Genomic DNA, 12,330 nt, shown 5'->3' on the forward strand with positions numbered 1-12,330 from the left:
TCGGCGACCCGTGGAACCCACGCGAGTCGTCGACCGTCGCGCTGATCGGGCCTGGACCCAGAACGCCGTCCGCCTCATCGAGGCCGACGGCCGGCGCAGTGCCGACACCCATCTCCTCCGCGTCGCGCTGCCCGCATGGTCGCGCTGGACCGTCGCCGACGGCGACACGAGCCGCGAGGTCGGCGTGGACCTCTATGTCAAGGACGAGTCGACCCATCCGACGGGGTCGCTGAAGCACCGGCTCGCGCGTTCACTGTTCCTCTATGCGCTGTGCAACGGGTGGGTCGTCGAGGGCACGCCGGTGATCGAGGCGTCGTCGGGGTCGACGGCGGTCAGCGAGGCCTACTTCGCCGAACTGATCGGGGTCCCGTTCATCGCGGTGATGACGCGGAGCACCTCGCCCGCGAAGACGGCACTCATCGAACGCCACGGCGGGCGGTGCCATTTCGTCGACCACCCCGGCGAGGTCTATGCCGAGGCGCTGCGTCTCGAGGCCGAACTCGGCGGCCACTTCATCGACCAGTTCACGATGGCCGAGCGTGCGACCGACTGGCGCGGCAACAACAACATCGCCGAGTCGATCTTCGCCCAACTGGCCGAGGAAGAGCATCCGATCCCCACCTGGATCGTCGTGGGGGCGGGTACCGGTGGTACGTCGGCGACCCTCGGACGGTATGTGCGCTACCGGCGCCACGACACCTGGCTGGCCGTCGTCGACCCGGAGAACTCGGTGTTCCTGCCGGCCTACGCGTCGGCGGACGGCACGCTGACCGCCCAGACCGGTTCGCGCATCGAAGGCATCGGCCGGCCGCGGGTCGAGCCGTCGTTCATCTCGCAGGTCATCGACCGCATGATCGGGGTGCCCGATGCGGCGTCGATCGCGACCGCCCGCCGCGTGAGCGACCTCCTCGGTCGTCGGGTCGGTGGCTCCACCGGCACCAACATGTGGGGGGCCTTCTCGCTCGTCGCCGAGATGGTCGCCGCGCGCACGCCCGGCAGCATCGTCACCCTGCTGTGTGACTCCGGGGATCGGTACGCGACGACCTACTTCGACGACGACTGGCTCGCCGCCGGTTCGTTCGACCTCGGCCCCGCCGAGACGGTGCTCGACCAGTTCCTCGCCACCGGTCGCTGGACTACCTGAGAGCCGGGCCGGCCGCCGCGGGTGGGTTACGATCCGGGAGTGTCGATGGAACCCGGGCGGACGCCCGGCACCGGAAGTGCCCTGGTGGAAGCAGTCGATCTGGTGCGCGAGTACCAGATGGGCGAGGAACGGGTTCGCGCCCTCGACGGTCTGAACCTGTCCATCGACGGCGGTCAGTTCGTCTCGGTGGTCGGCCCGTCGGGAGCGGGCAAGAGCACCCTGCTGCACGTACTCGGAGCTCTCGACACCCCGACGTCGGGCCGGATCAGCATCGACGGCGTCGACCTCGGGGCACTCGACGACACCGCCGCCTCCGAGTTCCGGCGCAACCGCGTCGGGTTCATCTTCCAGTTCTTCAACCTCGTGCCGACGATGTCGGCGTGGGAGAACGTCGCGCTGCCGCGACTGCTCGACAACCAGTCGCTCCGCAAGGCGAAACCCCGTGCCGTGGACCTGCTCCGGCGGGTCGGACTCGGCGATCGAATCGACCATCGGCCCTCGGAGCTGTCCGGCGGCCAGATGCAGCGCGTCGCGATCGCCCGCTCGCTCATCATGGACCCGACGATCCTGCTCGCCGACGAACCGACCGGCAACCTGGACTCCAAGACGGGTGAGGCGGTACTCGAACTGCTCTTCGAGGTCGCGCACGACACCCCCGACCGGCTGGTGGTGATGGTGACCCACGACCCGAAGGCCGCCGCGGTCGCCGATACCACCATCACGGTCCGCGACGGGAAGATCGCCTAGTGGCGGGACGGGGTTCTCGGGCCGCCGCCCTAGCCGCCGGTCTCACCCGCATCCGCCTGCTGAATCTGCGCGAGATCCGTACCCACCGGCTGCGCCTGCTCACCTCGCTGGCGGTGGTGGTCGTGTCGTCGGCGTTGCTGATCGCGGTGCTCGGCACCTACGGGTCGGCGTCGGAATCGGTGCGGGACTTCAACAACGCGGTGTCGGGGGTCGCCGACATCGAGGTCGCCGGTATCACCGACACCGGCGTCGACGAGTCGCTGGCCGGCGAGATCCGTCGCGACGTCGACGCGGCGGCGGCCGTCGTGCCGATGATCCGCGGGTCGGTCGTCGTCGACGGTTCGGCCGTGCCGCTGCTCGGCTCCGATCAGCGCGTCACCCAGCTCTCGGGCAGTCTGCGCGGCGCCCTGCAGCAGGGGCAGGCCGGGACCGGTCCGGGGACCGTCGACCTGGACCGACTGCGCACCGGCGTGTTCGTCGGCCCGGGACTCGGGCTCGACCGCGGAGACCGATTGACCGTCAACGGGATCGAGGTCGAGGTCCTCGAGGTCGTCGGCAACGAGCAGGCCGCCGGTCTCAACAACGGCCGCTTTCTCTTCGCCTACGTCGACCTCGCGCAGCGGCTCGTCGGACTCGAGGGCCGGCTCGACTCGATCCTCATCGTGACCGAGCCCGGCGCCGATCTGTCCGCCGTGCGCTCGCAGTTGCAGGGCATCGTGGACGGCCGTGCGGTGGTGGTCGATCCGGACTTCCGCGCCAAGCAGGCCGAGGTCGCGAGTTCGGTGACCCGCGATGCGACCCTGCTGGTCTCGCTCGTGTCGCTGGTGATCGCCGCCTTCCTGGTGTTCAACACGATGAACATGGCGGTGGCGTCGCGGCGGAGGTCGCTGGCGATGATCCGAGCGTTGGGGGCCAAGCGGTCTCACCTCGTCGGGGACATGCTCGGCGAGGCCGCGCTGATGGGTTTCGTCGGCGGCGTACTCGGCATCCCCCTTGGAATCCTGGCCGGGCGGGCGGTGATCAGCAGCCTGCCCGAACCCCCGGCCGATTCCGTCGGCACCGTCATCAACTATCACCTGCCCGGATACGCGCCCGCGGCGGCGGTGATCGCCTGCGTGGTCGCGTGTGTCGCGGCGACGACGCTGGCCGCGCGGGCGGTGTTCGCGGTCTCGCCGGTGGAGGCGATGGCTCCGGTCGAGGTGTCGGACTCCGCCGCGCGGCGTGGTCCCGCGGTGGTGATCGCCGCGGTGCTCGGGGTCGCCGGCCTGATCGCGTCGTGGGTGGTCGTGGCAACCGTGCCGGGCCGCCCGGCCATCGTCGCCGGCGTCTTCTATCTGGTCGGCGCGCTGCTGCTGTGCTTCGCGCTGTCGAAACCGTTGGCCTGGGCGGTGGTTCGGGTGGCGCGCTGGTTCGGAGGCCCCGGACAGCTCGCCTCGGTGAACACCGAGCGCGCCCCGCGGCGCGCGTGGGCGACGCTGATGACGGTCGCGGTGGCCATCGCGGTCGGCATGGGGACGTCGGGAGCGCTGGACAACCTCGTCTCGTCGATGTCGAAATCGCTCGACGGACTGGGGGATCCGGACTTCTACGTGTCGTCGACGTCGGCCGCGAGCCTGCCCCTGGGTCCGATCCTGCCGCCCTCGGTGGCCGAACGCGTTGCGGCGGTTCCTGGGGTCACCGAGGTCGTCGGTGGTCAGTGGGCCGCGGTCAACATCGGCGAGAGCAAGGCAAATGTGCAAGGGCTCGAGCCGGGTTCGCGCGCACCGTTCATGCGCAAAGCGTCGCCGGAAGCGGTGGCGAGCGTCCTCGCCGGCGACGGCATCCTGATGTCGAGCGTCTTGGCCCGCGCATTGGGCGTGGGCACGGGCGACACGGTGGAACTCGCGACCCCCAACGGTCCGCGGCAGACGGTCGTGCGTGACACCGTCGACTACGTCTCCCTCGACTCCGGTGTGGCGGCCATGTCGCAGGAGTTGCTGGGGGAGTGGTTCGACCGCTACGGCGACACCTACCTTCAGGTGATCACCTCGCCCGATGCCGACCCGGAGCAGGTCCGCCGGGACCTCGAGGCGCTCGTCGACGGCGTCCCGACGACGGGCAACAAGCCCATCAGTGTCTACAGCGGTGCCGAGGCCCTCGCGGCCACCCAGGCCACTGTCGAGCAGGCGGGCGCGTTCGCGGTCGCCATCCAGTGGATCGTCGCCGGTGCGGCCGCGATCGCACTGCTCAACACGCTGCTGCTGTCGGTCCTCGAACGACGCCGCGAGCTGGGCGTCCTGCGGGCGATGGGGGCCTCCCGCCGGTTCGTCTCGCGGACGGTGCTCGCCGAGGCGGGAGCGGTCGCCCTGGTCGGGTCGGTCCTCGGCGTCGTCCTCGGTGCCGCCATGCATCTGCTCAGCAACCAGATCCTGACCATCACGACGTCCCTGACGGTGCTGTACTCGCCACGGCCGTCGGCCCTGCTCTTCGTGACCATCGCCGTGGCTCTCTGCCTGATCGGTGCCTTCGTCCCCGCGGTCCGGGCCGGGCGGATGAACATCAGCGAGTCGATCCAGAACGAGTAGTCCGGTCGCGGATGCGCGATCGAACCAGGTGTGCCATGCCCCGCTCGTCAACTATTCTTGACACGACCATGATGTCAACATAACCTGACATCATGCACGACGACCACAGCACCGACACCGCACCCGACGCACCGAGCGCCGAGCTGGCCGGAGACGCCGCGAGCGGCGATCCGGCGAGGGGCCTGGCCGCGGTACGCGCCCTGCGCACCCTGGCCGACCGACTCGAGGACGTGCAGGTGGCCAACGCCCGTGCCCACGGGTGGAGCTGGCAGGCGATCGCAGAAGTGCTGCAGATCAGCCGACAGGCCGTGCATCAGAAGCACTCACAACGTGAGGCCCGCGCGAGTGGGCCAGAAGGAGACACAGATGTTTGAGCGAATCAGTCGCGATGACAAGATGCTGCTGGCTTTCGCCACGCAGGAGGCCGGCGACCTGGGTCACCGGCAACTCGGCAACGACCACCTGATCCTGGGCATGCTCTGCAACGCCCGCAGCCCGTTGTTCGCGCTGCTGGCCGACCAGGGGCTAGCGCTGACGTCGGCCCGGGAGGTGGTTCGGAAGTATCACGACGAGCACGCGGAACGGTCCGACGCCGCGGAGACCGCCGACGACGAGTCGGCTCGCGAACGCTATGAGGAGGATCGAGAAGCCCTGCGCAGCATCGGGATCGACCTCGACAAGGTCCGGGACGCGGTGCGCGGGCGCTTCGGTGAGGACCTGTCCGACGGCTGGGGCGAGCGTGCCCAGCGCGGCCCTCGAGGACGTGGTCACGGGCGTCGGGGGCACCGGCACCATGGTCGCGGTCGCGGACCCCGGCCGGATTGCGGCCCACAGGGTCTCGGGCCAGAGGGTTTCGGGCCGGGTGGTTTGGGGCCGGAGGGTTTCGGGCCGGGAAGTTTCGGACCGGGCGGACCGTTCGGCGGCGAGGGGCCCTGGGAGCCGGGGCGCGGCCGGCGCGGACCGCGGGGCCGGGGCGCCCGTCCGCGTTTCGCGGACGACACCCGGACGGTGTTCGGCCGGGCCATGGAGATCGCGCGGGAACGGGGTGACCGCCGCCTCCGCGCGGAGTACCTGTTGCTGGGGATCATCGACACCGCCGACGACGCGTCGCGGGCGTTGATCGAGTCCGCCACCACGGCCGACGAACTCCGCGCCGCGGTCGTGGCGAGCCTGCCCGACGTCGAGGCGCAGGTCTGATCGTCGGCGCAGGTCTGGCGTCGAGGTCCGTCAGGTGAGCGCGAGCGAGACCGCCGTGACGACCGCCCAGGCGAGCATCGCCTTGCCGGTCGTCCCGATCGACGGGATCAGTCCCGGTCCGGCCGCCCCGGTTCGGACCGGGGCGTAGGCCTGCCACAGCAGTGGGAACGTCACCAGTCCGAGCAGCGCCCAGGGGGTCGCGAACGCCAGGACCACGCTCATCGCGAGCGGAGTCAGGAGAAGCACGGCGAACAGGATCCGGGTCCGGGCGTCACCGAGGCGCACGGCGAGGGTGATCTTGCCGGATTCGGTGTCGCTGGGGATGTCTCGGAGGTTGTTGACGACCAGCACGCTGCTCGAGATCGCGCCGATCGCGATCGCGCCGGCCAGTCCGACCCAGTCGACGCGGCCGGCGGAGACGAACTGGGTGCCGAGGACGGCCACGAGCCCGAAGAAGGTGAACACCGCGACCTCGCCCCAGCCGGCGTAGCCGTATGGGCGCTTGCCGCCGGTGTAGAACCAGGCGCCGGCGATGCAGATCGCGCCGACCAGCACGAGCCACCACGCCGTCGCGATGGCGAGGACGAGCCCGCAGACCGCGCCGATCCCGAAGCACAGGAACGCGGCGGTCTTCACGGCCTTCGGCGAGGCGGCGCCCGACCCGACCAGGCGCATCGGACCGACCCGGTCGTCGTCGGTCCCCCGCACGCCGTCGGAGTAGTCGTTGGCGAAGTTCACGCCGATGATGAACGCGACGGCCACCGCCAGCGCGAGTACGGACTTCCACCACGTGACGTCGCCGGAGTGCGCCGCCGCGCCGACACCGACCACGACCGGCGCGATCGCGTTGGGGAGCGTGCGCGGACGAGCGCCCTGGATCCACTGCGAGGGGGTAGCCACGGGGTTCATCGTGTCACGGCCGCGCGCGCGAGCCGGCGGCTGCCCGGCAGGTGTAGAACTTCGTGGCGCCTGGCGCGACGACACACTACATCTGCGGGGGACGTCGAGCGATGGAACCGGTTGCGGCGCAGGTGCGTATGAAGGTCATGCATCTTCCGCCGGACTTTCGGGCGTTCGCCCTCGACCAGGACGGCGTGTTCACCGTTGCCGATGCCCGCGGACACGGCATCAACCGGTCGGCGGTGCACCGTCGGGTGCGGGCCGGCGAGTGGGTATCGGTGCATCCTCGTGTCTATCGGCTCGCCGACCACCCCGAGACCGACAGGACGCGAATCCGGACCGCGACGCTGGCCGTCGGCACTCACGGGGTCCTCTCGGGACTCGCTGCCGCATGGTGGCATGGGATCGTCGAAGCCCCACCCGCCTTGCCCACGGTCACCGCTCTTCGCGGCCGCCACGGTCATCCGGTGACGGGAGTCCGGATTCTCAACCGCGCTCTCGCCGACGCCGACGTGCTGACCCGGGACGGGCTACCGGTCACCGGGGTCGCGTTGTCGGTTTTGGAGGGTGCGGTAGAGGGCGGCGGCGAGGTCATCGATGCTGCGCTGCAGCAGCGGCGCACCACGGTCGAGCGTCTCGTCGAGGCCTACGAGCGGCGGCGCCGGTGCGTCGGCGCGGCGGACATGGGTCCGATGGTCCAACTGCTGGAATCGGGTGCGCGGTCGGCCGCCGAGCGGCTCGCTGTCACGATCCTCCGGACCGCGGGTATCGAAGGGTGGGTGGCGAACCATCCGACCTGTGGGTACGAGATCGACTTCGCCTTCCTCGACCGGATGGTGGCGGTGGAGATCGACGGGTTCGCCTTCCACCGTGACGCGAAGACGTTTCAGCGTGACCGCACCCGACGCAATGCGCTCATCGCGGCGGGTTGGACGGTGCTGAACTACACCTGGGGTGACCTCCGCGACCGAGCGGAGTACGTCGCGACGTCGATCTCCCAGGCACTTGCGACCGCCGCCTGAACTGCAGTTGTCGCACATCGTTGCGCCAGGCGCGACGACACACTACATCTGCGCACCGAAGCGGGCCCGTAACGCGCGACGGTCGTACTTGCCGGGTCCGCGGAGGGGGAGGGCGTCGAGTTCGACGACCCGCCGGGGGGCCGCGTACTTGTCGAGCCGCTCGGTGACCGAATCGCGAATGCGGTTGACGTCGAGGCGTTCTCCGGGACGGACGACGACGAATGCGGTGACCGCCTCGCCGAGCCGGTCGTCGGGGAGTCCGACGACGACGCATTCGGCGACCGCCGGGTCGTCGGCGATCACGGCCTCGACGACCTGCGGTACGACGGTCAGGCCGCCGGTCGAGATGGCCTCGTCGGCGCGGCCGACGATCGAGAGCAGTCCGGCGTCGTCGACGCGGCCGAGGTCGTCGGTGCGGAACCAGCCCGGCTCGGCGAAGGCCGGATGGTCGGGCAGATTGCGATAGCCGGAGGCGACGACCGGACCGCCGAGCAGTACGCGCCCCACCCCGTCGGGTGCCGGATCGGCGATGCGGACCGCGACGCCGTCGAGTGGTCGCCCGTCGTAGACGCACCCTCCGGCGGTCTCGCTCATCCCGTATGTCGCGACGACCGGGAGACCTTCGTCGACCGCTCTGTCCCACAACGGTTTCGGGGTGGCCGCACCGCCGACGAGGATGGCGTCGAGCTCCCGCGAGGCGGCGGTCGCGGCGGGCTGGTCGAGAACCTTGACGAGCTGGGTGGGCACCAGCGAGGTGTATCGCCGCGGACCCTCGAAGTCGCGTACGGCGCGGGCGTAGACCTCGGGATCGAAACCGGCCCGCATGTTCAGGACCACGGGCGTCTGCCCGGCGGTCAGCGCCCGGAGCAGGACCTGCAGGCCGGCGATGTGGTGCGGGGCCAGCGCCAGCAGCCAGTTGCCCGGCCCGCCCAGATGATCGGCGGTGGCCCGCGACGACGCGGCGAGGCTCCCGGGAGAGTGTTGCGCGCCCTTGGGGGTGCCCGTCGACCCCGACGTCGAGACGACGAGGGACACGGGGTCGTCGATGGGTGCGCCCACCTGCAGCGCCGAGGCGAGTTCGGCTGCGGCGCGGGCGTCGTCGGGCACGGGCAGGAAGGCCGAGGAACCGTCGAGGATCGCCCGGAGGTCGTCGACGTGGTCGAGCACGGCGGCGGTCGACGGCAGCGGCAGGGTTCGCAGGGTCCTCAGGACGGGTCTCCGTCCGCCGGACGGCCCCCATCGGGGTCGGGGTCGTCGCTGAACGGCCATCCGCGGGCGACGAGGTGTGCGCGTACCCACGCGATGTCGTCCTCGTGCGGCAGTTCATGGGTGTAGTGGGTGATCTTCACCGCCGCGTCGATCCGCGATATCGGTTCGGGTGGCGGCGGGGACTCGCGGGCCAGCTCCGCCGACACCTGGCTCACCTCGTCGTCGGTCAGCTGCCGGCGCAGCAGCGCCACGAGCGGTATGTAGTCGTTGTGCGGGACGCCGTCGGGGTAGCCGGCGCGCAACCACTCCACGACCTTCTGCAGAAGTGTCGGGCGGTCCACGGGGTGTCTCCGATCAGAAGCGGGGACGATCACTTGTAGCCGAACGGGAAGATCTTGACGCCGGTGTAGTAGAAGATCGTCTGCCGGGTGATCCAGAGGATCCCGACGACGATCACCAGGATGACGACGCCGAAGATGAGGTACGCCACGGGCTTCAGCGCGGGATGCGGATCGGAGGTCGTTCCGTCGGCGGCGACGGAACCCTCGGCGAGGGACCGCAGACGCAACCCGACTGCGAACAGCGCGGGCAGTCCCGCTCCCAGTACCAGTCCGACGATGAGGACCTTGCCGATGGCCTCGAGCGTCTCCATTCTCACGCACTCCTCTCCGGGTCGTGCTGGACGATGATCTCGGCCGGGATGACCGGCGGCAGCGGGAGGGTCGTGTCGTCCGTCTCGGTGGCGACCGCTTCCTCCCACTCCTCGCCCGCGAGGGCCTCGCCCTCCCAGGCGTCGTTGACGTTCTCGTGGTCGACCTTGTTCTCCTGCGCGCGCCAGTACATGTAGCCCGACGCGACGACCAGGATCGCGAAGATGATGAGGGCCCCGGTGACGTCGCCGAACAGGTGCGCGAGGAAGTAGCAGGCGGCACCGACCGCGCCGGCGGCGGGCAGGGTCGTCACCCAGGCGACGGCCATCCGGCCGGCGACCGACCAGCGGACCTGGGCGCCTTTGCGGCCGACCCCCGAACCCAGGATGGAGCCGGTCGCGACCTGGGTGGTCGAGAGCGCCATGCCCGCGGCACTCGAGGTGAGGATGATGGCGGCCGACGACGCCTCGGCGGCCATGCCCTGCGGCGAGGTGATCTCGACGAGTCCCTTGCCGAGGGTGCGGATGATCCGCCAGCCGCCCAGGTAGGTGCCGATCGCGATGGCGGCGGCGCAGCTGAACACCACCCAGAAGGGGAGTCCGTGGCTGACGCTCGACGCCTCGAGGTGTCCGGTGGCGATGAGGGCCATCGCGATGACACCCATCGTCTTCTGGGCGTCTCCGGTGCCGTGGGCCAGCGAGACCAACGATGCGGTGGCGACCTGCCCGTAGCGGAAGCCGTCCTCCTTCTGCCGGTCGGCGATCCGGCGGGTGATCGCGAAGACCAGCCAGGTTCCGCACGCCGCGACCAGACAGGCGATGACCGGTGCGGCCAGCGCGGGAATGAGGATCTTGGAGGTGATCCCGGACCAGTTGATCCCGCTGACACCGATCGCGGCCAGGCCCGAACCGATCAGCCCGCCGAACAGGGCGTGGGACGAACTCGAGGGCAGCCCGAACAGCCAGGTGAAGAGATTCCACAGGATGCCGCCGATCAGGCCCGCGAAGATGATGAGCAGCGCCGTCGTCGCCGACAATCCGGCCACCAGCTCCCCGGCGTCGGGTCCCGAGGTCTGCTGGATGTTCAGCACGTCCTTGGTGATGGTCGCCGCGACCTCCACGGACAGGAAGGCGCCGACCAGGTTGAGCACCGCCGACAGCCCGACCGCGACCTTCGGCTTCAGGGCGCCGGTGGCGATCGACGTCGCCATCGCGTTGCCGGTGTCGTGGAAGCCGTTGGTGAAATCGAAGCCGAGGGCTGTGACCACCAACAGCACCAGGATCAGCATCTCGCCGCTCATGGTGACGATTGTGGGACCTACCGCCCTCATTTACCTAAACATCGGGCACAGTTCCGGTGCGCGGGGTCCCCGACCGGGGTGGACCTATCGAACGTTCAACAGACCCTCGGAAACCGGTCGCCGCTGTGGAAGAATCCGTCGGCATGACATCGATGAAGCTGGGCATGCCGATCAACTACGCGGGTGACTTCCGCGAGACCATCAACAACCTCGCGGACTTCGAAGCCGCGGGCGTGCAGCGCATCGCGGTTCCGGAGGCCTACAGCTTCGACGCCGTCTCGCAGCTGGGGTACATCGCGGCCAAGACCGAGACGATGGAACTGCAGACCGCGATCCTGCCCATGTACTCGCGGACGCCCACCAACCTGGCGATGACCGCGGCCGGCCTCGACTACATCAGCGGCGGTCGCGCGGTGCTCGGTATCGGCGCATCCGGTCCGCAGGTGATCGAGGGATTCCACGGCGTCAAGTACGACTACCCGCTGGGACGCGCCCGCGAGCACGCCGAGATCTGCCGGATGGTCTGGCGCCGCGAGAAGCTGAACTACCAGGGCAAGCACTACACGTTGCCGCTCGACGAGGAGCACGGCGGCTCGGGACTGGGCAAGTCCCTGAAGATCATCAATCACCCCGTACGCGACAACATCCCGCTGCTCCTGGCCGCCATCGGACCGAAGAACATCGAGTTGGCCGCCGAGATGTTCGACGAGCTCCAGCCGATCCTCTTCCACCCGGAGCAGATCGACGCCGCCTTCGGCGAGTCGCTCGCGGCGGGCAAGGCCAAGCGCGATCCGTCGCTGGGGGATCTGGGCATCGTCGTCCAGGCCACCGCACGCATCTCCGACGACGCCGAGCAGATCGACAACGCCAAGCAGCTCGTGCGCCATCATGCCGCCCTGTACATCGGCGGAATGGGCGCCCGCGGGAAGAACTTCTACAACCAGCTCGCCATCCGCTACGGCTACACCGACGAGGCGAAGCTGATCCAGGACCTCTACCTCGACGGCAAAAAGATGGAGGCCGCGGCCGCGGTCCCCGAGGACCTCGTCACGTCGATGTCGCTGATCGGTTCCAAGGCCCAGGTGGCCGAGCGGGTCGCAGCGTTCCGGGAGGCCGGTGTCACGTGCATCCTGGCCTCGCCCACCGCGCCGACCCACGCCGAGCGCGTCACCGAGGTCGAGCACCTGCGCGACATCTTCGGGGGCTGATCGCGCGATCGGCGATTGTTGTCCGGAAAACGACGGCCCGTGTACGCACGGCCGTCGTTTTCCTTTCTCGGTCATTTGCACCTCGGGTGCAATTCCGAGACATTTCACTACACTTCGACGATGTTCTGCCGACCGTGAATTCGGGTGTGCATTCACGGTGTTTCCGAATCCCGTCGCAGGTCGCGCGAAATACCATTCCGTTCACATCGATGAGCGTCAGTAACGGCGTTCCCCCGAGTTGTGAGGCGACAACCCGTCCCATAGGCTCTTGTCATCCGCTCGGCGCGCATCGGTTTCACGCCGAGCGGCCGTTGCGATGACAGTGTCGGGAAATGGCCGTTCGCCCCGGTGACGCGTCGATGATGAGAATCACCACGCGACCGACGGCA

At 69.5% G+C, this 12,330-nt stretch carries 12 protein-coding genes; 7 read left to right on the plus strand and 5 right to left on the minus strand.

The window, feature by feature from the left end:
* Positions 1-10 precede the first annotated feature (10 nt).
* The 5 genes from M4D77_RS04615 (at position 11) to M4D77_RS04635 (ending at position 5,652) form a co-directional block, all read left to right on the plus strand.
* Positions 11-1,144 carry a PLP-dependent cysteine synthase family protein gene (locus M4D77_RS04615; protein ID WP_137809713.1) on the plus strand — a complete coding sequence of 378 codons (1,134 nt, stop codon included), beginning with the start codon at positions 11-13 and terminating at the stop codon, positions 1,142-1,144.
* A gap of 45 nt (positions 1,145-1,189) precedes the next feature.
* Positions 1,190-1,891, plus strand: a complete 702-nt coding sequence (locus tag M4D77_RS04620; protein ID WP_165630906.1) for an ABC transporter ATP-binding protein — start codon at positions 1,190-1,192, stop codon at positions 1,889-1,891.
* Positions 1,891-4,455: an FtsX-like permease family protein gene (locus tag M4D77_RS04625; RefSeq protein ID WP_259935638.1), complete on the plus strand. Its 2,565-nt coding sequence runs from the start codon at positions 1,891-1,893 to the stop codon at positions 4,453-4,455. Before M4D77_RS04620 ends, M4D77_RS04625 begins: the two co-directional genes overlap by 1 nt.
* A 92-nt stretch (positions 4,456-4,547) precedes the next feature.
* Positions 4,548-4,829 (plus strand): hypothetical protein, encoded by a 282-nt coding sequence (locus M4D77_RS04630; protein ID WP_065629224.1) that lies wholly within the window; start codon positions 4,548-4,550, stop codon positions 4,827-4,829.
* Positions 4,822-5,652 carry a Clp protease N-terminal domain-containing protein gene (locus M4D77_RS04635; protein ID WP_259935639.1) on the plus strand — a complete coding sequence of 277 codons (831 nt, stop codon included), beginning with the start codon at positions 4,822-4,824 and terminating at the stop codon, positions 5,650-5,652. Before M4D77_RS04630 ends, M4D77_RS04635 begins: the two co-directional genes overlap by 8 nt.
* A gap of 30 nt (positions 5,653-5,682) precedes the next feature.
* Here M4D77_RS04635 and M4D77_RS04640 read toward each other — a convergent pair whose 3' ends face one another.
* Positions 5,683-6,552 carry a 1,4-dihydroxy-2-naphthoate polyprenyltransferase gene (locus M4D77_RS04640; protein ID WP_159370170.1) on the minus strand — a complete coding sequence of 290 codons (870 nt, stop codon included), beginning with the start codon at positions 6,550-6,552 and terminating at the stop codon, positions 5,683-5,685.
* 146 nt (positions 6,553-6,698) lie between these two features.
* Here M4D77_RS04640 and M4D77_RS04645 point away from each other — a divergent pair, with 146 nt between their 5' ends.
* Complete coding sequence (locus M4D77_RS04645) at positions 6,699-7,574, plus strand: type IV toxin-antitoxin system AbiEi family antitoxin domain-containing protein (RefSeq protein ID WP_259935650.1); 876 nt, start codon at positions 6,699-6,701, stop codon at positions 7,572-7,574.
* A 42-nt stretch (positions 7,575-7,616) separates the two neighbouring features.
* Here the strand turns inward: M4D77_RS04645 and menE are convergent, their stop codons facing one another.
* The 4 genes from menE to M4D77_RS04665 are packed head-to-tail and all read right to left on the minus strand — an operon-like array spanning position 7,617 to position 10,733.
* Complete coding sequence (gene menE, locus M4D77_RS04650) at positions 7,617-8,741, minus strand: o-succinylbenzoate--CoA ligase (RefSeq protein WP_396266526.1); 1,125 nt, start codon at positions 8,739-8,741, stop codon at positions 7,617-7,619.
* A 38-nt stretch (positions 8,742-8,779) separates the two neighbouring features.
* Positions 8,780-9,124 carry a DUF3349 domain-containing protein gene (locus M4D77_RS04655; protein WP_259935640.1) on the minus strand — a complete coding sequence of 115 codons (345 nt, stop codon included), beginning with the start codon at positions 9,122-9,124 and terminating at the stop codon, positions 8,780-8,782.
* 29 nt (positions 9,125-9,153) lie between these two features.
* Positions 9,154-9,435, minus strand: a complete 282-nt coding sequence (locus tag M4D77_RS04660) for a hypothetical protein (protein ID WP_259935641.1) — start codon at positions 9,433-9,435, stop codon at positions 9,154-9,156.
* Positions 9,436-9,437: 2 nt separating this feature from the next.
* Complete coding sequence (locus M4D77_RS04665) at positions 9,438-10,733, minus strand: inorganic phosphate transporter (RefSeq protein ID WP_259935642.1); 1,296 nt, start codon at positions 10,731-10,733, stop codon at positions 9,438-9,440.
* 143 nt (positions 10,734-10,876) lie between these two features.
* Between M4D77_RS04665 and M4D77_RS04670 the strand changes: the two genes are divergently transcribed.
* Positions 10,877-11,941 carry an LLM class F420-dependent oxidoreductase gene (locus M4D77_RS04670; protein ID WP_068970733.1) on the plus strand — a complete coding sequence of 355 codons (1,065 nt, stop codon included), beginning with the start codon at positions 10,877-10,879 and terminating at the stop codon, positions 11,939-11,941.
* Positions 11,942-12,330: the final 389 nt, after the last annotated feature.

It is taken from the genome of Gordonia sp. p3-SID1431 (genome assembly GCF_025143765.1).
Lineage (GTDB): Bacteria > Actinomycetota > Actinomycetes > Mycobacteriales > Mycobacteriaceae > Gordonia > Gordonia hongkongensis.